Raw genomic sequence first — 21367 nt, 5'->3', positions numbered from 1 at the left:
GAATTTGTGCCTTTATTTTTTGTTGCGTGCGGTTGGCTCTTTTGGCTACTAGGCGTGCGCGATGACGACGTTTAAGTGACATTAGTGATACTCCATATGCGGGGTAATACGGAGGTTACGGCGTCGTGCCGCATGCATTTGTTCGGAAATGTGATTGATTTGTCTATCGCTGAGGTTGTATTTGGCTGCCAGTACACAGCTGGGGTATTTACCGATTTGGCTGAATATCTCGTTATTACGCAGTGCGCACTTAATGCGCCTTCCTTTCGGTAAGTAAATCGCACGACCACCACAGTAGAATGAAAGCGCAAGTACGGCTGTTTTCGCCAGCACTTGTTGATGGGTATCAGTGCCAAGGTCCACCGATACAATGGCTTTTAAGATGCTGTCATAGAGCTTGACGAGGGTCAAAGGCCAGAATGTGTCTGTATTACTTTTGCCTGTTTCTCTGAGTGAAGCTTGTTCACACTGTATGGTTGAAATTTGGCGATTTGAAAGTTCGTATTTTTAGGCTAGTTCGCGGGTGGTTAATTCGTTTCGAAGGCTGAAAATTTCACTATTGCGAATAGCAAGATGAATGGATTGGCCTTTAGGCAGGTAAAAATCAGCGCCTCCGCAATGCTCTGAAATTCCCAGCACCACTGCTTTCACCAGCTCATGACGCATTTCTTCAGTCAGCTTGGGGTGCTTTCGCTTGAATTCAGAGAGTAATACATCATAGATAGTAGCCAGAGATGACGGCCAAATCTGGCGCTCGTTAATTTGTTGTTCTTGAGTATTCATAATTTCTCCCAATATGGTTCAGACCAAAACTTATCCCTTCATCGTCAATGAGATAATTGGATGCACTTCGGGAAAAGAGAGAAATGCAGACAATACTCATAACAATTAGCTTTTGCATATTAGGAGATGTTTCAGTAATACGGCTAGGTTTGAGTCGGCCTTTAGGAAGAGGGGGAAACAGGAGAGCAGTGGCAGTACAGGTTTAGTGTTTACAGCGTGTTTAACGGGTATTTAAACGTGTTGATAATAATGGTGCGTAAACAGCAGTGCGAACAAACAGGGTCAGGGAGTCGTTTAAACCAAGCGGATAAAATGAAAAACTTTTCAAACTGCCCGGTTTCGTTTTTCAAACCTTCCGCGTTGCTACAGTTGCTACACATACACTTTGATAAGTAAATTATTTCGTATCGTTGCGTAATTTTTATCGAAAAATAAGTCTTGCATTTGAACAGCCTTGATAAGACAAGGGCTTAGCATACTTATCCACGGAAACTGTGGATAACTGTGTTAATGGATGCTTGAAAACGGTGATTAATGCTTACCTGACTAGCGTCTTGTATGAAAAGTAATCGTTATTGTATTGGGAGTAACATGCTGTAATCGGGGCGCTATTACTGGGTATAGTCAGAATATGAGAATACGTCAGAGTATGATTAATAAGGTTAAAAAAAGCGCAGGAATAATGTGAATTGATTTAAATCAAATCTTGAATAAGCTGTGAGCAAAAAACGAATATATCTATTTCGGAGGGGGGATAATTAAAAGCATTCACAGCATTTTGAGAGCACTGTAAAAGGCTAGGGCGGTGATAATACGCTTAGCTTGTTTCAGGATCAAGTCATAATCGTGTGTTTTGTGGCGAAAAATCACACAGTGAAGTTGGCTGTATTGCGCTATACCCAAGTTAGCACAAAATGCGGTCTCACATGGTGGCTTGAGTATAGTGATTGTCGATGCTATTTCTCAGCCATAATCGACAAATTTGATGATAGTGTTGACATGGCTCTGTGGCGTAGCAAAATGGGTGACTACTGATCATTTGGCCAGTCCGGTATCGATATGGAAAAGTCTAGCAACAAAACGTTTAAACTTTCTTCGCGCTATTCCCCTTCGGGTGATCAGCCAACAGCCATCGCACAGTTGCTTGAAGGCTTAGATGCCGGCTTAGCGCATCAAACCCTGCTGGGGGCGACGGGCACAGGCAAGACATTCACAATTGCCAATGTCATTGCGCAAGCTGACCGGCCAACCTTGATCATGGCGCCGAATAAAACACTGGCTGCGCAGCTATACGGTGAGATGCGGGAATACTTTCCTGATAACGCCGTTGAGTATTTTGTCTCATATTACGATTATTATCAGCCAGAAGCTTATGTGCCAAGCACCGATACTTTTATTGAAAAAGATGCCTCGGTGAATGCCCACATTGAACAGATGCGCCTGTCTGCGACCAAAGCCCTTATGGAACGTCGCGATGTCATTATTATCGCTTCTGTATCCGCGATTTATGGTTTGGGTGATCCGGATTCTTACCTAAAAATGATGTTGCATGTGCGCCGTGGTGACTTTCTCGATCAGCGCGATATTTTACGACGTCTGGCCGAGCTGCAGTATACCCGTAACGATGTGGCGTTTGAGCGCGGCATGTTCCGGGTTCGTGGGGAAGTGATTGATATATTCCCTGCCGAGTCTGAAAAGGATGCGGTGCGGATTGAGCTGTTTGATGATGAAGTGGAGTGTATTAGCGCCTTTGATCCACTGACCGGGGCGATACTGCAACGGGATTTGCCGCGCTGTACGATTTACCCTAAAACCCACTATGTGACGCCGAGAGAAAAGATACTTGATGCCATTGAAGGCATAAAGGTTGAATTGGAGCAGCGCAAAAAGCAGCTGCTTGATAGTAACAAGCTGGTGGAAGAGCAGCGGATTGCTCAGCGTACGCAATTTGATATTGAAATGATGACCGAGCTGGGTTTCTGCTCTGGCATTGAAAACTATTCCCGTTACTTGAGTGGCCGTGCAGAGGGTGAGCCGCCACCGACGTTGTTCGATTACTTACCGGCAGATGGCCTGCTGATCATTGATGAATCTCACGTCACTGTTTCTCAGATAGGTGCGATGTTCAGGGGCGATCGCTCCCGCAAGGAAAACCTGGTTGATTACGGTTTCCGGCTGCCTTCTGCGCTGGATAACCGGCCACTCAAGTTTGAAGAGTTTGAGTCGTTGGCACCGCAAACACTCTATATATCCGCGACACCGGGGAAATATGAGATTGAACAGTCAGGTGGGGAGATCGCAGAACAGGTTATTCGTCCGACAGGGTTGCTGGATCCGCAAATTGAGGTGCGCCCTGTGGCGACTCAAGTCGATGATCTACTTTCTGAGATCCGTATTCGTGCAGCGAAAGGTGAGCGGGTATTGGTGACAACGCTGACAAAACGCATGGCTGAAGATCTGACGGAGTATCTCGCCGAGCATGGGGTGAAAGTGCGTTATCTGCATTCCGATATCGACACTGTCGAGCGGGTAGAGATCATTCGTGATTTACGCCTCGGTGAGTTTGATGTGTTGGTCGGGATCAACTTGTTGCGTGAGGGCCTTGATATGCCAGAGGTGTCGTTAGTGGCCATTCTGGATGCCGATAAAGAAGGCTTCTTACGATCTGAACGCTCGCTGATCCAGACCATTGGTCGCGCGGCTCGAAACCTTGAAGGGCGTGCAATACTTTACGCCGATAGAATAACGGGCTCGATGGAGCGCGCGATGAGTGAGACCAATCGTCGACGTGATATCCAGATTGCCTACAATGAGCAGCACGGCATTACCCCTAAAGCACTGGATAAAAAAGTGTCAGACATTATGGAACTGGGTGGTTTAGGAAAAGGCAAAAAAGTGAATAGAGCAGCTCAGTTACATAAAGTGGCCGAGCAAAAAGCGTCTTATAGCACCTTGTCTCCCCAACAGTTGGAAACTGAAATTCAGCAGTTGGAAAAAGCCATGTATGACGCCGCTCAGAATTTGGAATTTGAGGCCGCTGCTGAGATTCGGGATAAGATCCATGCAATGCGTGAGCAGTTTATCGCGAATAGTTAGAAAGGGTTAGCGGGCTGCGATATTACGAGAAAAAAAAGCCAACCGATAAGTTGTTCGGTTGGCTTCATTGTTTTAGTGAAAAAAATTCCACAAACAACGTCAGTTGGCTAGGTTGACTCTCAGGAAGAGTCATATTAGATAATGCAGGTGGCATGCCAACTTTTATATTCATCTTTAATTGCACTTTTTTGGTGGTATTGCGCAAAATTTGTGATGTAAAAGTAACAGTAATGGACATGTTATTTGCATTATGCAAATCATTATGCGAATCATTATGAAAAAGCGTAATAATTATGCCACAAAAAAGTGCTACCCTTTTTTGTCTTTTGATTACAATTAATAAATGAAGTTGGATTTGGAGGAGCAATGGAAAGCAAATCAAAACAACGCCACGTCTTAATGGTTGAAGATACTGCGTCAGTTGCTGCGCTGTATAAGTCATACCTGAATCCTCTGGGAGTTTCAGTTACGCTGGTCAGCTCTGGGAGCGAAGCGTTAGAGAGTGTGAAAAACGCAACACCGGATTTGATTTTACTGGATCTTCGATTACCGGATATGACGGGCATGGAAGTGCTCGAAGCGGTGAAGCGGGATTATGGTGATATTCCTGTCGTGATCATGACGGCCCATGGCTCGATTGATGTTGCGGTAGAAGCGATGCGTTACGGAGCAAAAGATTTTCTGATTAAGCCGTGTGAGGCCGACCGATTACGGGTGACGGTGAATAATGCCCTGAAAGAAGAAGACCGAAAAACACAGGGCAGCACGTCATCGAAGCAGGGCGGGGCGCAGTACCAAGGTTTTATTGGTAATAGCTTGCCGATGCAAGCGGTATATCGTGTTATCGAATCAGCCGCAGGCAGTAAAGCAACGGTCTTTATTACCGGAGAAAGTGGCACGGGCAAGGAAGTGTGTGCCGAAGCGGTGCATGCTGCGAGTCCGCGAAATGATCAGCCGTTTATTGCGTTAAATTGTGCGGCTATCCCTAAAGAATTAATTGAAAGCGAGCTTTTTGGTCATGTAAAAGGAGCGTTCACCGGGGCTTCTACCGAACGTCAGGGGGCTGTTGAGTTAGCCAATCAAGGGACACTCTTTCTCGATGAGCTTTGCGAAATGGATTTGGATTTGCAAAGCAAGTTACTGCGATTTATTCAAACAGGGACTTACCAGAAGGTGGGTTCATCTAAAACACATTCCGTTGACGTTCGCTTTGTTTGTGCCACAAACCGTAATCCTTGGCTTGAGGTGCAAGAAGGTCGATTCCGGGAAGATTTGTACTATCGCTTGCATGTGATCCCGGTGGCGCTGCCGCCGTTGCGAGATCGTGGTGATGATGTCTTAGAGATTGCCCATGCGTTGCTGGCACTTATGTCACTGGAAGAAGGTAAGAACTTCAGCCGTTTTTCTGCCGAAGTCCTGCACTTATTTAAGCAGCATCATTGGCAAGGCAACGTGCGTGAGCTGCAAAACGTCATTCGTAATATTGTGGTACTCAATGCCGGTGAAGAAGTGACATTGCAGATGGTTCCGCCACCGATTAACAATAGTGGTGTCAAAATTGCATCTTCTCACAGCACAGGGGCGGAGCATCCGTTAGACACCGAGATCCCCCGTGATAGTTTGGCCGGTCACATGGTAAATAAATCGCAAGTAGAACCGTTATGGGCGGTAGAAAAGCGTGCCATTCAGACAGCGATTGATGCTTGCGATGGAAATATTCCACGGGCTGCGGGTTTGTTGGAAGTTAGCCCGTCAACGATTTATCGGAAATTACAAACCTGGCAGGAAGCCCAAGGTTAATTGTAGGGAGAGTATTGCATGGCAACAATAATTAATGCTGAAACAATCAAACGCATGGCTGATGAAGTTGGCCATGAAACGTTATTGCTACTTTTGAATGTATTTAGTGATGAACTTGAACAGTATCAGCATCAACTCTCAGCTCAACCGACGATGAGTCAGATGGGAGAGATTAGCCATTCGATTAAGAGCAGTGCAGCCAGTTTCGGCGCAGATGATCTTGCGTCGATGGCGCAGGAATGTGAATTTCGGGTAAGACAGGGACAAGAAAAGTGGATGCGGGACCACCTGCCCGAGTTCAGGCAGATGGTCGAAAACATGGCCAATGAGTATAAGCGCTTAGCCAGCCATGATAATCCGATCAATTGCTTGCTTTAGCTTTTCCCGATCATGACGCCATTCATGGTTATTGGATGCAAGCTCTTCAACGTGCTGGTGGTATTTCGTATCAAGCTCTTCATGATAGTTATCGCTTAGAATGCTATTGACTTGACGTCCGCCCATTGCACGTTCACACCAATACAGCATTTGCTGCAGGCTCATCATACCTGCTGGCCCTTTTTCTTTGTCGAGATTGGTGACAAAGATAATTTTGGCCTTACATCCTCGAAGTGCACTCTCTGTTTCTTTCAGTAGCAGCGGTGGCATGACACTGGTAAGAAAGCTGCCGGGGCCAAGTAAGATAAGATCGGCTTCTTGAATGGCGATGACCGCTTCTTTTGTTGCGGGAACGGCAGGTTCGACATAGAGCCGCTGTGGAACGTCATTTAATTCATCAATACTGGTTTCGCCACAAATAATATCCCCTGTCGGAGTGAGAGCAGATAAGTCGGCCGGGTGCTCTGACATGGGTAAAATATGGGTTTTGACCTTTAGCATATCACGGATGAGGTTGATAGCCTCCAGTGGGCGAATAGACAGATTATCTAAGGCCTTCAACATCAGGTTGCCAAGGTTATGCCCATTCAGTTCGCCATTACCGCGGAAGCGGTATTCAAAAATCATGGAGCCAATTGACGGCTCGGTGATCAGCTGATTGATACAATTGCGTGTATCTCCCCAGGCGATACCGCCTTGGCAGGCACGGATACGGCCTGTCGACCCACCATTATCGGTTGTAGTCACGATACCGGTGATATTTTCTCCGTACTCGGAAAGGGCTGATAATATACGGCCAAGTCCATGACCACCGCCAATGGCGACGATTTTTGCCTGTGTTGGATCTTTCACTGTTGTATTTGACATTGTCTAAATCAATATGTGATCTGAATAATTCTGTGGGCAGTGTATCGGTTTGATCGCTTAGAATACAGTCATTGGCCCCTGAGATGTCTTATTAATCACGTTTAGTATGTGCATATTGAATGAAAAGTGCCCGCTTAATCCGAGACGGGCATATCATCACGACGGCAATGGCAAACTTAGTGGCTTTTTTGCATGATACTGATCAGGTAATCATAGGTATTTTGACAATTAGGTGCACTGAGTAAAGCTTGCTTCTCACTGGTAGGGACAGGCAGCAGCTCCAACCACCGCTGACAGAGCCAGCTTAGATCATCAAATTGTGTATTTTGGTGAAGCCCGTTAAGTTCTGGGTGTTTTTTGAACATGAGCTTGAGTTTATCCGCGAGCACTTGCTGATCCTGACGCACTTTAGTTTCTGGCCACAATGGAATGGTTTCGCATTGAGCTGAAAAATACCCGTCATCGTTTTCTTCAAGGTGATCAATTCTAAACGTTTCATGGCCGACAACGGTCACAATCAGCGCGCCATCAATCGGGGAGGTATCGAAGTCTTCAACGGTAACGCGGGTACCAATGTGGTAAAACTGGTGACCATGCTCATGTTGGTCAAACATGCAAACGCCGAAGCTATCGCTATCCCCACCGACTAGCGCGGCCTTAAAAGCTTCCATCTGCGTCCCGGGAGCAATACGTAACGGGATTCGGCCACCTGGGAGAATATGACGTTTTTGAAAGAGTAGCGGTATGTCGTGTTTCATAGTCTGCTCCGGTTTTTTGTTTGCCTGATGAAATAGACATAGCAATAGTAATGCCGGAAAAAACATACCGCGTGATAGCTGGGGGGTGAAACGTTTACCGTCCTGTCTGTCTCATTTTGCAATGAGAATATGCATCGTATTTTGTATTTTGCGAATCATTTTTGATTTGCGATTAGCCGAAGTGCGGTGTCACTTGGCAGCAGTTCAAGGTGGCTCTGTTCATCAAAATACCAGCCTTTAATTAATCCTTTTTTTTGCATGTCGATAAATCCATCAACAACACTTTTGGCTTGTTGATGGGCATGTTTAGCATCAAGGCCTTCTTCACGCTGCAGATAGAGCGCAATATCACCAATTGATGCAGATTCGATAATGTTGGACATAATATCCTCACTGATCATCAGAAAATCTTTATGTATTCCCTTTAGTAGTATTGTCGTGAAATCCCGTGAACGGTAGAATGCAGCACGAAATTTTTGTTGTAATTTGCCTCTCTGGCCGATTTTCTGATATTTTTATAACTATTACGCTGTTGTGCTCAGGTTGATTTTTTAGTCAATCACTCGTTTGACTTTTTAGATCGCCTGTTTGATTTATAAATCATAAGTACAATTGCCATAGCTCCGAGCTTGGTTTGCTAAGTTCCTTTGTTGAGGAATACGCAGGTCAAGCCAGTGACAGACTGTCACCAGGGTCGATAAAGAAATGCATCGGCCTCCCGTACTTGGAAAGGTGTTCCGTGGCGAAACAATTTGAAGATAATTTCCATCGCAAGTTCTATTACTTGCGCCTGTCTGTTACAGATGTCTGTAACTTTAAATGCACCTATTGCCTTCCGGATGGCTACCATCCTGGCGAAAAGAAAAAGAAGCCCTCTTTTCTTTCTCTGGAAGAGATCCAGCGCGTCACCGGTGCATTTGCTCAATGCGGTACCTCTAAGGTCCGTATCACCGGTGGTGAGCCAAGCTTGCGTCGGGATTTTACGGATATTATCCGTACGGTTGCCGAACAACCGGGGATCAGCAAGGTTGCGACCACCACCAATGGCTATCGAATGGCTAAGCATGTGGGTGAATGGCGTGACGCTGGGCTGACCAATATCAATGTCAGTGTTGATAGCCTTGATCCTAAGATGTTCTACCAAATTACCGGTGAGAATATGTTCCATCAGGTGATGGAAGGGATTGATGCCGCCTTTGATGCTGGCTTTGAGCAAGTGAAGGTGAATACGGTACTGCTTAAAGATCTGAATGCACAGCAATTACCCCAATTTTTAGGCTGGATAAAAACACGGCCTATTCAACTACGTTTTATTGAGCTGATGCAAACCGGAGAGATGGATGAGCTGTTTAATAACCACCATGTGTCGGGTACCAGTATCCGCAATTATTTAATTGCTAATGGTTGGCTATTGAAGATAAAGAGCAATAACGACGGTCCCGCTCAAGTATTTTGCCACCCTGATTATCAGGGCGAGATCGGCTTGATCATGCCGTACGAGAAAAACTTTTGCCAAAGCTGTAATCGACTTCGGGTTTCTGCTCTGGGTAAGTTGCACTTGTGCCTATTTGGCGAGCAAGGTCTTGATTTGCGTGATTTGCTGCAACGTGATGATCAGCGCGATGAGCTGATTGCACGTATTCAGGCTGGGCTAGACCACAAGGCGGTGAGTCACTTCCTTGATCAGGGCGTGACAGGCATGACCCCTAATCTGGCTTCGATTGGCGGCTGAGCCCGCCTTACTCCCCATTTTACATTTCGCTTGGAATAAACGGATGAATCAATTTACACATATAAATGCTTCTGGTGAAGCGAACATGGTCGACGTGTCTGCTAAAGCTGAAACAGTGAGAGAGGCGCGAGCAGAAGCCTTTGTTCATATGGCACCAGAAACACTACAACTTATCGTCTCTGGTCAGCATCACAAAGGTGATGTTTTTGCGACTGCCCGTATTGCCGGTATTCAAGCAGCGAAGAAAACCTGGGATTTGATCCCGTTATGTCATCCATTGCTACTGTCTAAAGTGGAAGTACAGCTGGAAGCTATCGACGCTGACAATATGGTTCGCATCGAATCATGCTGTAAGCTTGCGGGTAAAACAGGTGTTGAGATGGAAGCACTAACGGCTGCTTCTGTTGCCGCGTTAACGATTTATGATATGTGTAAAGCGGTACAAAAAGACATGGTGATCAGCCAGGTGCGCTTGTTAGAAAAAACAGGTGGAAAATCAGGTCATTTTAAGGTGGAAGCATGATTAACGTACTTTTCTTTGCTCAGGTAAAAGAGTTGGTGGGCGTTGACCGCCTTGAAGTGGCTGCCGAGTTTACAACGGCGGAAGCACTACGTCAGCATCTGGTTGCGCAGGGTGGCAAATGGCCATTGGCATTAGAGTCAGGTAAATTGCTGGTGGCCGTTAATCAGACTATCTGCCCACTCGATAGTGCAATTAAAGCCGGAGATGAAGTTGCCTTTTTCCCACCAGTGACCGGGGGTTAATGATGATTTCTGTACAGTTTGAAGACTTTTCGGTAGCAGACGAATATGGGCTGCTTGCTGAAGGTACAGACGCTGGCGCGGTCGTGACTTTCATCGGTAAAGTGCGCGATTTCAATCAAGGTGATAGCGTTACAGGCCTTTCGCTTGAGCATTATCCGGGAATGACTGAGAAATCGCTGGCTGAGATTGTCGAGCAAGCGAAAGCCCGCTGGCCTTTGCTGAAGGTTAAAGTGATCCACCGTGTTGGTGATCTGGATTTAGGCGATCAGATTGTTTTTGTCGGGGTGACGAGTGCTCACCGCGGTGCGGCATTCCAAGCGTGTGAATTCATCATGGATTACCTTAAAACGCAGGCGCCGTTCTGGAAAAAAGAACAGACCGAGAGTGAAACCCGTTGGGTTGATGCTCGCGATACCGATACCTCTGCGGCCGATCGTTGGTCACAGAAATAATAAAAATGATGGCATCCCGTCAGGCGATGCCATCAATATATCGAACGTCCATCAAAAGCTTAGCGATTTGTTAACTGTTCATGTGCAAACAATGCCTGAACTTCTACCGCTAATGCATCCGCGAAGCGCTGATGTTGCTCTGCTTGCCAGTGAATGCCTTCGCGCTCACATGAAACCACCACAGAGCCTGCATCAAAATAGGCACAGCCTAAATCGTCAGCACATCTTTTATAGTATTTGGCTAATTCTTGTGATTTTGCTTCCCCCCCAGCAAACATGGCGGCGGTATAGCCCACTTCATAGATAGGAGGCGGGCTGATTAATAACACCTGAGGTGTTGTGTCCTTGGCCGGGCTTTTGAACGCGAGCGTCTCAGTCACGAGGCGTGAGACACCGAGTGATATATCATAAGCTGAAAGAGCAAAGTGATGTTTTAACTCATTTGTCCCTAGCATGATGATCACCAAGTCGGGGGTGTGTGAGGCTAAGCAAGGCTTTAAATACTGCAGGCCATTTCTGCCATCGACAAAAGGATCGTCGTGAACCGTCGTGCGGCCTGACAGCCCCTCTTCGATTAATTCGAAACTATCGGGTAAGCAGTGCCTTAACCGGGTAGGCCAGCGCTCCTCCACACCGTATCGACGGGTAGATTCAGGAACAGTACCCCAGGTGTTGGAATCACCGAAGCAAAGGATGACAGGCATGATGACCTCTACGTTATTTTATAGGTAAGGCGGTTACGATACGGGCTTAAGGCAATCAAAGAAAGCCTGCGGCCTGCATTTTGTTACAAACGATTTCTTTCTGCTCTGGTGTCAGAGTCTTGAGCGGAAGCCTTGGATCGCCCGCATCAATGTCATGGAGTCTCATTGCGACTTTACCTGCTGCGACGCCACCAAATTCAACCAAGACACGAATCAACGCAATAACCGCATCCATTTTTTGGTTTACTTCCGTCATTTTCCCAGCATTGAATGCATCAATGATGGCGTTAAAGTGGTTTGCAGCATAGTTATAAGTACTGCCTACGGCACTGACCGCACCGACGGCAAGAGCGCCGGGCAAGAATTCATCCACACCCCATGGAATATTGAATTTCCCATCAAGTACGCGAAGGCAGCGCTGGTATTCATAAAGATCAACGTGGTTGAACTTCACACCGGCTAAGTTCGGTATTTTCTTATCGCCTTCAATTAAGAATTGTTCCATGTCGACCATGACACCGGACATGCCTGAGTGGTAGTAATAAAACTCTTTGGATGGTGCCGCTGCTGCAACGACGGCGCAGTAGTCAACTAAATCGGCAACGGAGCCCGGTTTGAAGAAACATGGTGCAATCACGGATGTTGCAAGGATATCGAGTGTGTCAGCATGGCGGGTGAGTGCCAGCGTGTCGACGATAGATAGGGCACCAGTATGAACAATAATATCCATTTTACCGGCTAAGGCGGCCACCCATCTTTCTGCAATCGCTTTACGTTCTTCAACACTACACTGGATACCTTCGCCCGTGGTACCACAAACGTATACCCCTTTAACCCCAGTTGCGATCAAGTGCGCAGCTATTTTATCAATTTCAGCGTAATTGACTGACGTATCTTTATTGAATGGTGTATGTGGTGCGGCAATTAGCCCTTCTAATCGTTTCATTGGTCAGCTCCTTGAAGTAATGCTTCGAATTGTGTTTGATGGATGAAGTTAAACTAGATATTATAATGTTTAGTTACCCTTTCAATACGCGAATGATAAAAATGTGATAGAGGTATCTAAGTGAAATTTTCCGTTCAGTTGTCAATCTGTTCGAAAGTTTTATTTTTTATTTGAAGTTTTACTTCACTTTAGGTTGGTGCTCAACCTAATTAATTAGGATGGTCATGGGGGAAATACATGAGTGAAAAGCGAGTGAAAACGAGCGCAGGGGCTATCATTCCAACGATCAATAGTGTCTATGACAGCTTGTCACCGGCACAGAAGAAGATAGCCGATTTTGTACTGGCCTCACCGGGCGAAACGGCGGAAATGTCGGTCTCAGATTTATCCAAGGCGACGGACTCGAGTGATGCATCGATCATTCGTTTTTGTCGATACATTGGTTTCGATGGCTTGAAAGATTTCAAACTGAATCTGGGGATCGAGATTGCTAAGCTCGATATGGATGAATCGATCCTAGATACCTGTATCGAGCATGATGATCCCTCAAATGTTGTGGCCATGAAGCTGAAATCGCGTCTCGACAATGTGATTACAGAGACTATCAGTTTATTGGACTTTTCCGATCTTGATGAAGTGGCCAAGCTTATTAAGCATGCCGGGACGGTTGTGACCCTTGGTGTAGGCTCATCAGGTATTACCTCGTTGCAGGCAAAGCATAAGTTCATGCGTATCGGGATGAATATCGACTCGTGCACCGATCGCCACACGATGTATATGAAGACGTCGCTGCTGAAAAAGGGCGATGTCGTCATTGGTATTACCCACTCAGGTACCACAGAAGAAGTCGTTGAATCGCTTAAAATTGCGAAAGAAAATGGAGCGACAACGGTAGCCATTACCCATAATCCACGCTCGAAAGTGGTGAAATTTGCAGACTATTTATTGGTAAATGGTAATAAGCAGAGCCAATTACAAGGTGATTCAATTGGTACTAAGATAGCTCAACTCTTTGTGATTGACCTGATATATAGTGTGCTGGTTCAGGCGGATATGCCTGACATGATGAGTAAAAAATCGAGAACAATTAAAGCCGTTGTGAAGTAATATCTCCCCCTCTCCATACCGATCACTAGTGCGTACAAAATCTACGTGCTAGTGATACCTACATGCCATTCAATATACCTCTCCCATTTTTTCTGCGCTGTTAACTGAGATCGATGTCAATTATTTCACCATTTAAAGTTGAAGTTTTATTTCATAATCATAATATGAATTAAAACTTAGCAACACCATCTGAAAATGGAGTTTTATTTTATGTCGGAGCATGTTCTTACCCAATTGAGAGGTGGCTTTGTCTCTTCATGTCAGCCTCTTGATGAGAGCCCAATGAACAAACCGAGCATTGTTGCTGCAATGGCATTGTCTAGTGTGAGTGGTGGCGCTCGAGGTTTGCGTATAGAGGGGATCGCGAATTTACAGGCTGTAAGATCGCTCGTTAATGTCCCTATCATTGGGATTATCAAGCGAGACCTTGATTCTTCGCCTGTCAGGATTACGCCGTATGTGACTGATGTTAACGCTTTGGCTGAAGCGGGTGCCGATATTATTGCTGTCGATGGTACAGACCGGGTTCGACCTGAAAGTATAGCGGCATTAATTACGGCGATTCATCAATCTGGTTGTCTAGCCATGGCCGATTGTTCAACAGTAGAAGAAGCTTTGGCCTGCAAGCAGTTAGGGGCCGATATATTAGGTACGACCTTGTCCGGTTATTGTGGGGATGTGGTTCCGGTTGATCCTGATTTTGAATTTATCGAAGCACTGACATCGTGCGGCAGTTTTATTATGGCTGAGGGGCGATTCAATTCACCGGAATTAGCCGCAAAGGCAATTTCATCAGGCGCAGATTGTGTGACAGTCGGTTCTGCTATCACACGAATTGAATATATTTGCCGTTGGTTCTCTGAAACAGTCAAAGAAGCACATGATTGCCGAGAGGAAAAAAATGAAAACCTATCTGTCTATTGATATTGGTGGTACTAAGATTTCAGCCGCCATGATTAATGATGGTGTGATATCAGACATTGTGAAAATACAATCACCCAATACATCAGGAGATCATCGCATTATTGAACAGGCACTGCGTGATTTAATTTACCCTTATAAAGGGATGGTGGATGCCTGTTCTGTCGCAACGGCTGGTATCGTTTCAGATGGTAGGGTGCGGGCAATGAGCCCATCACGGCTTTGGGGGCATACTGAATTTAATTTAAAAGGCCTTATTGAAGGTCTGCTCGACAAACCGGCATACATTATTAATGATGCCCAAGCAGCAGCCTACTGTGAGTATGTGACCAGCCAAAATAGTGGCGATATGGGGTATATCACGGTATCAACGGGTGTCGGCGGCGGTTTGGTTATCAATGGCAAGCTTCTCACTGGATCAACGGGACTGGCGGGACATATTGGCCATGTGAGTTCGAATATTATCGCGGATGATGAGCCGTGTAACTGTGGACGATACGGGTGTGTTGAGTCCATTGCTTCTGGTACGGCGATTGCGGCATCAGCAGCGAAAATATTAGGAGAAACGTTCACAGCGAAAGATATTTTTAAACAGTATTATTCCGGGGATGAGATTGCAGCACAGATTATTAATCGCTCTGCTTTGGCGATTGCTAATGTTATTGCTGACATGAAAGCTACATTAGATTTAAATCGCATGGTTATAGGTGGAAGCGTAGGCCTTGCAGATGGATATATTGATTTGGTTGTTAAACATATAAATTCCATGCCAAGTAACTTTATGATTCAGGTTGAGCGTGCAGCATGCGCTGAATCATCTGAATTACTTGGTGCATATTATTGGGCAAATAATCACATGAGTTAGAGGTTAAAATGATATTAGGCCATATTAATGATAAGAATTTGAAATATAATCTGCCATCCAAAATATGGGATGCAATCGAAATTGTACGTGAACATGGATTTGATAAATTAGAAAATGGAATAACGAAATTTCGTGATGACTTGCTTTATATCAATGTGATGACGGTTGATAGTGTCTCTAAAGAATCTAAATCTTGTGAGGTTCATAACTATTATACGGATGTGCAAATCCTGCTAGAAGGTGAGGAGTTAATGGAATTTACGACAGATTCCATTGCATGCAAACCCGTTACAGATTATGACGAGATAAATGATTTTCAATTGGTTGACCCCATTGATTCAATATCAACCTGTATATTAAAACCCAATATGTTTGCTGTTTATTTTCCAGGAGAGCCACATAAGCCAACCTGCTTTATTAATGAAGCTAAAACCATAAGAAAAGCCGTAATTAAAATTCATAATCAACTTTTACATGGATAAGTTTAGGAGTCGTTATGTTAGGTAATTTATTCCCCTGGTATCGCGAAGTCACCTCTCCGCAGAAGAAAGCCTTGTTCTCTGCATGGTTAGGATACGTGTTTGATGGCTTTGATTTCATGTTGATCTTTTACATTATGTTCCTGATCAAAGCCGATCTGGGTCTAACCGATGTAGAAGGGGCATTCCTGGCAACCGCAGCGTTCATTGGCCGACCATTAGGTGGCGCGATCTTTGGTTTACTTGCCGATAGATATGGCCGTAAGCCACTGATGATGTGGGCTATTGTTGTCTATTCCGTCGGGACGGGATTGAGTGGACTAGCCACTGGCGGCTTTACGCTGGCCATTGCCCGTTTCATTGTCGGTATGGGGATGGCGGGTGAATACGCTTGTGCGTCTACTTATGCCGTAGAAAGTTGGCCTAAGCACTTAAAATCGAAAGCGGGTGCATTCCTTGTGAGTGGGTTTGGTATCGGTAACATAATTGCCGCTTACTTTATGCCATCTTTCGCTGAGGCCTTTGGATGGCGAAATGCTTTCTTTGTCGGCCTGCTACCTGTACTTCTCGTGCTTTATATTCGCTCTCAAGCACCGGAATCAAAAGAGTGGGAAGCTTCACGAGAAGACAAAGCAGAAGACGGGTCACGTAATCAAATCGGCTTAATGACCGTGTTATGGCATGCCCTGAAAGGGTTATTTAACCCAACTCAGCTGCCTGTTACGCTTATCGTATTACTGGTTTTATTCTCAATCTTTGGCGCGAACTGGCCGATCTTTGGCTTACTGCCAACCTATCTAGCCGGTGTTGGATTTGAAACACAGATCATTTCTAACCTGATGACGGCTGCTGCTTTTGGTACGGTTTGTGGCAATATTTGTTGGGGGTTACTGGCTGATCATTTCGGTCTTAAAAAGACCTTTGTTTTTGGCCTCTTTGCGTCCTTCTTCTTCATTATACCGCTATTCCTGATCCCAGAAGGTAACTATGTCTTACTTGGTTTGTGCCTATTTGGATTGATGTTTACAAATATCGGTGTTGGCGGGCTGATTCCGAAGTTTATTTATGATTACTTCCCAGTAGAAATTCGTGGCTTAGGCACGGGCTTAATTTATAACCTAGCTGCCACATCAGGCACTTTTAACTCGATTGGTGCAACGTATATCGGTATGACTTATGGACTGGGTACGGCATTAACATTCGTCGTCTCATTTTGGACATTCACATTGATGACTCTGATTGGCTTGGGCATTCCTGACTGGTTAAAAGCAAGAGCGGATCGTAAAAAAGCATTGCAATTGGAAACACAAATACTTAATTCAAAGACTGCGTAATAAGGAATGACGAACATGATTAGATACGGTGTAGTAGGAACGGGCTATTTTGGTGCTGAGCTGGCTCGCTTCATGAGCAAGGTTGAAGGTGCAAAAATTACAGCGATTTATGATCCTGAAAATGCAGCCGCAGTCGCTGAAGAATTAAACTGTGTTGCAGCAGAAAGCATGGAAGCATTGGTTTCGCGTAATGACGTTGATTGTGTGATTGTCGCAACGCCAAATAACCTGCATAAAGAGCCTGTATTGGCCGCGGCAAAACAGGGTAAGCATGTATTTTGTGAAAAGCCGATTGCTTTAAACTATCAAGATTGCAAAGAGATGGTGGAAGCGTGTAAATCCGCAGGTGTGACCTTTATGGCAGGGCATGTCATGAACTTCTTTAATGGTGTTCGTCATGCGAAACAGTTAATTAAAGAAGGGGTGATTGGCGATATTCTGTCGTGCCATACCAAACGTAATGGCTGGGAAGATGAGCAACCGACCATCTCATGGAAAAAGCAAAGAGCAAAATCGGGTGGTCATTTATATCACCATATTCATGAGCTAGATTGTGTGCAATTTTTGATGGGATCAGCCCCTGAAACTGTCACGATGACCGCGGGGAATTTGGCCCACAAAGGCAAAAACTTCGGTGATGAAGATGACATGTTATTCATGAACTTGGAATTTGAAGATGGTCGTTTTGCGACCCTTGAGTGGGGTTCTGCTTTCCATTACCCAGAGCATTATGTGATGATCCAAGGCTCTAAAGGTGCGATTAAAATTGATATGCAGGAAACCGCCGGCACATTGCGCTTGAACGGTAATAATACCCATTTCTTAGTGCATGAAACCCAAGAAGAGGACGATGATCGCAGAGCCGGTAATACCAATTCAGAAATGGACGGGGCGATAGCCTACGGTAAACCGGGTAAGAAGACACCGTTATGGCTTTCTTCCGTGATGAAGAAAGAAATGCAGTATTTACATGATATTTTAAATGGTATGAAGCCAAGTGAAGAGTTTGTCGCTCTGCTAACGGGTGAAGCGGCGACCTCGGTGATTGCTACCGCTGATGCCGCGACCCGCTCGCGCTTTGAAGACCGAAAGGTAAAAGTGGCTGAGATTAAATAAATAATCATTTAGAAATAAATATTAAAACGATTAAAAACGGTTATTTACATAACCGTTTTAATTATGTAATAAAATCCATACACATGAACAGAGGCCGATATGAAAGCAATATTGGGTGCAATGCTTGTGTTTTCTATCTCGACACAAGCTGTAATTGCCGATGAATTAAAAGAACAACAACTCATACCAATGAGTATTGAGAAGGTAAATAAGCAAGCTACTCTCTCTACTATTTCTTCACCTATATATGAAAATACCCATTTGGTATTTAATACGGCGAATGATGCGATCGCATTGCCGCAAAGTACCGTTGATCAAATTAAAACGCTGAATGCAATGACTGTGTTTGCCAAAATAAACCCTCAGATTGATGGTTATCATTCTATTTTTGGTGCCAGTAATAGCAGCTCGGGAACACCAAATTCTTATTTTCATGTTTATGTTTCTGATTTGAAACTTGGTTTTGAAATAAGGCGGCAATGGGGCGGTGATATCTATAAAAGCAGCAAGGTTGATATCAATCTTGTCAGTGGGACGGATAATGCCCTTGCGTTTTCAGCTTCTGAGTCAACAGGTTATCGACTTTTTTTAAATGGTGAGAAGATATTAGACATCCCTGCGCCGACTAATTATAAGTTCATTAAAGATATTTCAGGCATTAATAATGCCTTTATTGGTAAAACAACGCGGCACTCTGCAAATAGCTATGAATATTTAGGCCGTATTGATGATGTTGAACTTTATAACTATGCGCTCGATGATAATACTCTGATCCAGAAAACAATCATGGATATTTCCGATCGCGCACCTGTGCAGAGTTTTAAATTATATGACAAAGAGGCGTGGAATACTGCCGCATTTAGGATCCCTGCACTGATAAGAACAACCAGCAATACCATTATTTCAGCGGCTGATATTCGCTATGGTGACAGTAATGATTCGCCTAATAACATTGATGTTGGTATCCGACGCAGCTCGGATAATGGATTAACTTGGACCGATCCTGAAGTTATCTTAGCCTTTGATGATTACCCGCGAGTGCCAACAAGCCAGATCAGAAACAGTGCTTCTTATATCGATTCTGTGATCGTTGAAGGGCATAACAATCGTATTTTCTTATTTGCAGATGCCTTCAAAGGGGGAATTGGTCAGGCGAATTCTATCGCTTCTACCGGGTTTGTGGAGGTGGGTGGTACCAAATATCTATCATTAACCGGCTCTACCAGTGCTCGGACTCAATATTATCTGGGTAATGACAATACCGTCTATACCATGGATGGGAGTGCGACGAACTATACCGTTGGTGATGGTTTCGCGTTATTTGAGAATGGCATTGAAATCAGTAATATTTTTTATAAAAACTCACCGTTGGTGGTCGATTCGACCTCATTTATTGTGATGATATATTCTGATGATGAAGGCGCGACCTGGAGCAGCCCGAAAATCATTAATGATCAGATAAAAACACCGAATATGACGTTCTTAGGTGTCTCACCAGGTGGTGCAATCACGATTAAAAATGGCGAGCATCGCGGTAGAATTCTCGTTCCTATCTACTACAGTGCAACAGATCACAACGTTGAGTATGCCAATGCCATGTACAGTGATGACAATGGCGTAACATGGCAGTTGGGGGAGTCACCAAACGATGGGCGGATTGGCGGTGCAGAGAAGTTACATGAAGCACAGTTTGTTGAGATGCCAAATGGTCAGATAAAAATGTTTGCGAGAAGTGTTGGCCGTGCGGCAATTGCAACAAGTCTAGACGGGGGGCTAACGTGGCTCGACACGGTAGAATATGACAATACACTGGTGATGAGTAATACAACTGGGTGCCAATTATCGATTATTAATTATTCCGGTTATGTTGATGGTCAGCCAGCAGTGATATTCAGTAATCCGGCGGCCACCAAAAGAGCTAACGGTACTATTCGTGTTGGCTTAATTAGCGAAAATGGTTTTTATGATAATGGTGAACCCATCTACCGTATTACTTGGAAATATGCCCGTATTATCATGCCGGATGAATTTGCCTATTCGAACTTGGCTGAGTTAGAAGGCGGTAATATCGCTATCTTGTATGAAGACAGTAATACGCGCTATAAATTATTCCATTTGATATACAGTGAATTTACTGTTGACTCACTAAAAGTCGGTCAGTAATGTCAGCATATAACTAAAAGTAATATCTGGTTAATAAGATAAAATAAAAAGATCCTCACTATGAGGATCTTTTTTTGTGGGTACAAGACAACGTTACAAAGTGACTGGGTATAAAAAATTAGCCCCTCATCTGAGGGGCTAAGGGTAATGTTGCTAACGGATTACTTTGTACCGTTGGTGCCATCTTTGGTTTTATGTGGAATAGGCACATAACCGTGGCGAACACGGGATGGGCTTGGGCGTGAAATGCATCCTGCTGGTCTCATGTAATTTAACTCTCAACACGGAACGGGAACGGATTGTGGCAACACCTTGAATAAAGAGGTGTTTAGCTGCAATAAATAATAGCGTGATTGATTGACTAGAAAAATGAGCTGGGTAACAAAATCTTACTATGTGAGAACATAATCTATACGCACTTTTTTATATGTTTTTTAGTTATTAGCCGTCGCGGAAGGGGGCGTGAGCGGGATCGTTATTCCTGTGCCATATTTTATAGGTGCTGGTAGTGATTATCGATAAGCCGCTAAACCGTTGGTGGACTGCTGGCAAGGGGCAATGGCTGCGAAGGATAATAAGAAGCTGCTTTGTCAATAAAGGCTATGTGCTGCAATGTGCAGCGGAGGGAATTATGAAGCATAAAAGAGTGACAAATCGTCGTATTAAGCAAATGATGGACGATATTAATCATGATGGCTTGTTCGATGAGGTAGTAAATAACGATCATAATGCGCCTGTCGTTGAACGTAAAGATCAGTCTGCGCAGGAAGTTCCACCTAACCTGAACCTTGATAGCGAAAGTAAGTAATCCATTCTTTCCGGCCAATTAGGGTCGCGGTGGAATATATCGAGGCGCCGAAAGGCGCTTTTCTTTGATAGAAGTCATGGTTTTGTTGTCTTGATGTTATTGATTTCGCCCACCCTAAATGGGCTTAGTTGAATATGCTGGTTGTATACTATTTCTTACAATTATTTATTTTATTCGTTAATTCTTTCAGCGTTATTGGCGGATTTTTCTCTTAGTTATGATTTTTGTGATAGATCTCGCTAGTAGCAAACTTCTATCTAGTTACATGTGCCAACCAATCCGTTATTATTAAG

The 21367-nt window shown here is 44.5% G+C and carries 22 protein-coding genes and 1 riboswitch; of the genes, 15 read left to right on the top strand and 7 right to left on the bottom strand.

Annotated features, from left to right (window positions below; all coding sequences use genetic code 11):
• Nucleotides 1–81 precede the first annotated feature (81 nt).
• Nucleotides 82–411, bottom strand: coding sequence for a Mor transcription activator family protein (locus L4D12_RS01290; protein WP_428446002.1), 330 nt, complete (start codon nt 409–411; stop codon nt 82–84).
• Nucleotides 412–507: 96 nt separating this feature from the next.
• Nucleotides 508–783 carry a Mor transcription activator family protein gene (locus tag L4D12_RS01285; protein ID WP_428446001.1) on the bottom strand — a complete coding sequence of 92 codons (276 nt, stop codon included), beginning with the start codon at nt 781–783 and terminating at the stop codon, nt 508–510.
• A gap of 1059 nt (nt 784–1842) precedes the next feature.
• Here L4D12_RS01285 and uvrB point away from each other — a divergent pair.
• The 3 genes from uvrB (at nt 1843) to L4D12_RS01270 (ending at nt 6057) form a co-directional block, all read left to right on the top strand.
• Nucleotides 1843–3879 (top strand): excinuclease ABC subunit UvrB, encoded by a 2037-nt coding sequence (gene uvrB / locus L4D12_RS01280; RefSeq protein ID WP_428446000.1) that lies wholly within the window; start codon nt 1843–1845, stop codon nt 3877–3879.
• Nucleotides 3880–4245: 366 nt separating this feature from the next.
• The gene (luxO, locus tag L4D12_RS01275; RefSeq protein ID WP_428445999.1) at nt 4246–5679 is read left to right on the top strand and encodes a quorum-sensing sigma-54 dependent transcriptional regulator LuxO; all 1434 of its coding nucleotides are present in this window, start codon (nt 4246–4248) and stop codon (nt 5677–5679) included.
• An 18-nt stretch (nt 5680–5697) separates the two neighbouring features.
• Nucleotides 5698–6057 (top strand): Hpt domain-containing protein, encoded by a 360-nt coding sequence (locus L4D12_RS01270; RefSeq protein ID WP_428445998.1) that lies wholly within the window; start codon nt 5698–5700, stop codon nt 6055–6057.
• Here L4D12_RS01270 and yvcK read toward each other — a convergent pair.
• From yvcK to L4D12_RS01255, 3 genes are all read right to left on the bottom strand, one after another.
• Nucleotides 6019–6924, bottom strand: coding sequence for a uridine diphosphate-N-acetylglucosamine-binding protein YvcK (gene yvcK, locus L4D12_RS01265; RefSeq protein WP_428445997.1), 906 nt, complete (start codon nt 6922–6924; stop codon nt 6019–6021). The genes L4D12_RS01270 and yvcK overlap by 39 nt on opposite strands.
• Before the next feature lie 176 nt (nt 6925–7100).
• Nucleotides 7101–7682, bottom strand: coding sequence for an LON peptidase substrate-binding domain-containing protein (locus L4D12_RS01260; protein ID WP_428445996.1), 582 nt, complete (start codon nt 7680–7682; stop codon nt 7101–7103).
• A gap of 155 nt (nt 7683–7837) precedes the next feature.
• Nucleotides 7838–8065, bottom strand: a complete 228-nt coding sequence (locus L4D12_RS01255; RefSeq protein WP_428445995.1) for a hypothetical protein — start codon at nt 8063–8065, stop codon at nt 7838–7840.
• A 226-nt stretch (nt 8066–8291) separates the two neighbouring features.
• Nucleotides 8292–8433, top strand: a riboswitch (molybdenum cofactor riboswitch).
• Between L4D12_RS01255 and moaA the strand changes: the two genes are divergently transcribed.
• The 4 genes from moaA to moaE all read left to right on the top strand — a co-directional run bounded on the left by moaA (nt 8407) and on the right by moaE (nt 10631).
• Nucleotides 8407–9414 (top strand): GTP 3',8-cyclase MoaA, encoded by a 1008-nt coding sequence (gene moaA, locus L4D12_RS01250; RefSeq protein WP_428445994.1) that lies wholly within the window; start codon nt 8407–8409, stop codon nt 9412–9414. Its footprint overlaps the riboswitch before it by 27 nt.
• A 43-nt stretch (nt 9415–9457) precedes the next feature.
• Complete coding sequence (gene moaC, locus L4D12_RS01245; protein WP_428445993.1) at nt 9458–9937, top strand: cyclic pyranopterin monophosphate synthase MoaC; 480 nt, start codon at nt 9458–9460, stop codon at nt 9935–9937.
• A complete protein-coding gene (gene moaD, locus L4D12_RS01240; protein WP_428445992.1) occupies nt 9934–10179 on the top strand; it encodes a molybdopterin synthase sulfur carrier subunit in 246 nt (81 codons plus the stop codon). Before moaC ends, moaD begins: the two co-directional genes overlap by 4 nt.
• 2 nt (nt 10180–10181) lie before the next feature.
• The gene (gene moaE / locus L4D12_RS01235) at nt 10182–10631 is read left to right on the top strand and encodes a molybdopterin synthase catalytic subunit MoaE (protein ID WP_428446131.1); all 450 of its coding nucleotides are present in this window, start codon (nt 10182–10184) and stop codon (nt 10629–10631) included.
• Nucleotides 10632–10690: 59 nt separating this feature from the next.
• Here moaE and L4D12_RS01230 read toward each other — a convergent pair whose 3' ends face one another.
• The gene (locus L4D12_RS01230) at nt 10691–11335 is read right to left on the bottom strand and encodes an SGNH/GDSL hydrolase family protein (RefSeq protein WP_428445991.1); all 645 of its coding nucleotides are present in this window, start codon (nt 11333–11335) and stop codon (nt 10691–10693) included.
• Between the two features lie 55 nt (nt 11336–11390).
• The gene (locus L4D12_RS01225) at nt 11391–12281 is read right to left on the bottom strand and encodes a dihydrodipicolinate synthase family protein (RefSeq protein WP_428445990.1); all 891 of its coding nucleotides are present in this window, start codon (nt 12279–12281) and stop codon (nt 11391–11393) included.
• A 237-nt stretch (nt 12282–12518) separates the two neighbouring features.
• On the opposite strand from L4D12_RS01225, the gene L4D12_RS01220 reads away from it, so the two are divergent.
• From L4D12_RS01220 to L4D12_RS01185, 8 genes are all read left to right on the top strand, one after another.
• A complete protein-coding gene (locus tag L4D12_RS01220) occupies nt 12519–13388 on the top strand; it encodes a MurR/RpiR family transcriptional regulator (RefSeq protein WP_428445989.1) in 870 nt (289 codons plus the stop codon).
• 210 nt (nt 13389–13598) lie between these two features.
• Complete coding sequence (locus tag L4D12_RS01215; RefSeq protein ID WP_428445988.1) at nt 13599–14312, top strand: N-acetylmannosamine-6-phosphate 2-epimerase; 714 nt, start codon at nt 13599–13601, stop codon at nt 14310–14312.
• Nucleotides 14290–15174: an N-acetylmannosamine kinase gene (locus L4D12_RS01210; RefSeq protein ID WP_428445987.1), complete on the top strand. Its 885-nt coding sequence runs from the start codon at nt 14290–14292 to the stop codon at nt 15172–15174. The genes L4D12_RS01215 and L4D12_RS01210 overlap by 23 nt, the downstream gene beginning before the upstream one ends.
• An 8-nt stretch (nt 15175–15182) precedes the next feature.
• The gene (locus tag L4D12_RS01205) at nt 15183–15656 is read left to right on the top strand and encodes a YhcH/YjgK/YiaL family protein (RefSeq protein ID WP_428445986.1); all 474 of its coding nucleotides are present in this window, start codon (nt 15183–15185) and stop codon (nt 15654–15656) included.
• Between the two features lie 14 nt (nt 15657–15670).
• Nucleotides 15671–16987, top strand: a complete 1317-nt coding sequence (locus L4D12_RS01200) for an MFS transporter (protein ID WP_428445985.1) — start codon at nt 15671–15673, stop codon at nt 16985–16987.
• 15 nt (nt 16988–17002) lie between these two features.
• Nucleotides 17003–18103, top strand: a complete 1101-nt coding sequence (locus tag L4D12_RS01195; RefSeq protein ID WP_428445984.1) for a Gfo/Idh/MocA family protein — start codon at nt 17003–17005, stop codon at nt 18101–18103.
• 99 nt (nt 18104–18202) lie between these two features.
• Nucleotides 18203–20266 (top strand): sialidase domain-containing protein, encoded by a 2064-nt coding sequence (locus L4D12_RS01190; RefSeq protein WP_428445983.1) that lies wholly within the window; start codon nt 18203–18205, stop codon nt 20264–20266.
• Between the two features lie 631 nt (nt 20267–20897).
• The gene (locus L4D12_RS01185; protein ID WP_428445982.1) at nt 20898–21074 is read left to right on the top strand and encodes a hypothetical protein; all 177 of its coding nucleotides are present in this window, start codon (nt 20898–20900) and stop codon (nt 21072–21074) included.
• The last annotated feature ends 293 nt before the right edge of the window (nt 21075–21367 follow it).

Source organism: Photobacterium nomapromontoriensis (genome assembly GCF_050336815.1).
GTDB lineage: Bacteria > Pseudomonadota > Gammaproteobacteria > Enterobacterales > Vibrionaceae > Photobacterium > Photobacterium nomapromontoriensis.
The sequence above is the reverse complement of the archived record's forward strand: the minus strand, read 5'-3'. Positions and strand labels throughout refer to the sequence as shown.

Coding starts and splice junctions, on each gene's coding strand:
- L4D12_RS01260 (WP_428445996.1), bottom strand. CDS start 7,682: ATGAAACACGACATACCGCTACTCTTTCAAAAACGTCATATTCTCCCA.
- L4D12_RS01220 (WP_428445989.1), top strand. CDS start 12,519: ATGAGTGAAAAGCGAGTGAAAACGAGCGCAGGGGCTATCATTCCAACG.
- luxO (WP_428445999.1), top strand. CDS start 4,246: ATGGAAAGCAAATCAAAACAACGCCACGTCTTAATGGTTGAAGATACT.
- L4D12_RS01205 (WP_428445986.1), top strand. CDS start 15,183: ATGATATTAGGCCATATTAATGATAAGAATTTGAAATATAATCTGCCA.
- L4D12_RS01215 (WP_428445988.1), top strand. CDS start 13,599: ATGTCGGAGCATGTTCTTACCCAATTGAGAGGTGGCTTTGTCTCTTCA.
- L4D12_RS01285 (WP_428446001.1), bottom strand. CDS start 783: ATGAATACTCAAGAACAACAAATTAACGAGCGCCAGATTTGGCCGTCA.
- L4D12_RS01200 (WP_428445985.1), top strand. CDS start 15,671: ATGTTAGGTAATTTATTCCCCTGGTATCGCGAAGTCACCTCTCCGCAG.
- moaD (WP_428445992.1), top strand. CDS start 9,934: ATGATTAACGTACTTTTCTTTGCTCAGGTAAAAGAGTTGGTGGGCGTT.
- L4D12_RS01230 (WP_428445991.1), bottom strand. CDS start 11,335: ATGCCTGTCATCCTTTGCTTCGGTGATTCCAACACCTGGGGTACTGTT.
- L4D12_RS01225 (WP_428445990.1), bottom strand. CDS start 12,281: ATGAAACGATTAGAAGGGCTAATTGCCGCACCACATACACCATTCAAT.
- L4D12_RS01195 (WP_428445984.1), top strand. CDS start 17,003: ATGATTAGATACGGTGTAGTAGGAACGGGCTATTTTGGTGCTGAGCTG.
- L4D12_RS01255 (WP_428445995.1), bottom strand. CDS start 8,065: ATGTCCAACATTATCGAATCTGCATCAATTGGTGATATTGCGCTCTAT.
- L4D12_RS01210 (WP_428445987.1), top strand. CDS start 14,290: ATGAAAACCTATCTGTCTATTGATATTGGTGGTACTAAGATTTCAGCC.
- moaE (WP_428446131.1), top strand. CDS start 10,182: ATGATTTCTGTACAGTTTGAAGACTTTTCGGTAGCAGACGAATATGGG.
- yvcK (WP_428445997.1), bottom strand. CDS start 6,924: ATGTCAAATACAACAGTGAAAGATCCAACACAGGCAAAAATCGTCGCC.
- L4D12_RS01190 (WP_428445983.1), top strand. CDS start 18,203: ATGAAAGCAATATTGGGTGCAATGCTTGTGTTTTCTATCTCGACACAA.
- moaC (WP_428445993.1), top strand. CDS start 9,458: ATGAATCAATTTACACATATAAATGCTTCTGGTGAAGCGAACATGGTC.
- L4D12_RS01185 (WP_428445982.1), top strand. CDS start 20,898: ATGAAGCATAAAAGAGTGACAAATCGTCGTATTAAGCAAATGATGGAC.
- uvrB (WP_428446000.1), top strand. CDS start 1,843: ATGGAAAAGTCTAGCAACAAAACGTTTAAACTTTCTTCGCGCTATTCC.
- L4D12_RS01270 (WP_428445998.1), top strand. CDS start 5,698: ATGGCAACAATAATTAATGCTGAAACAATCAAACGCATGGCTGATGAA.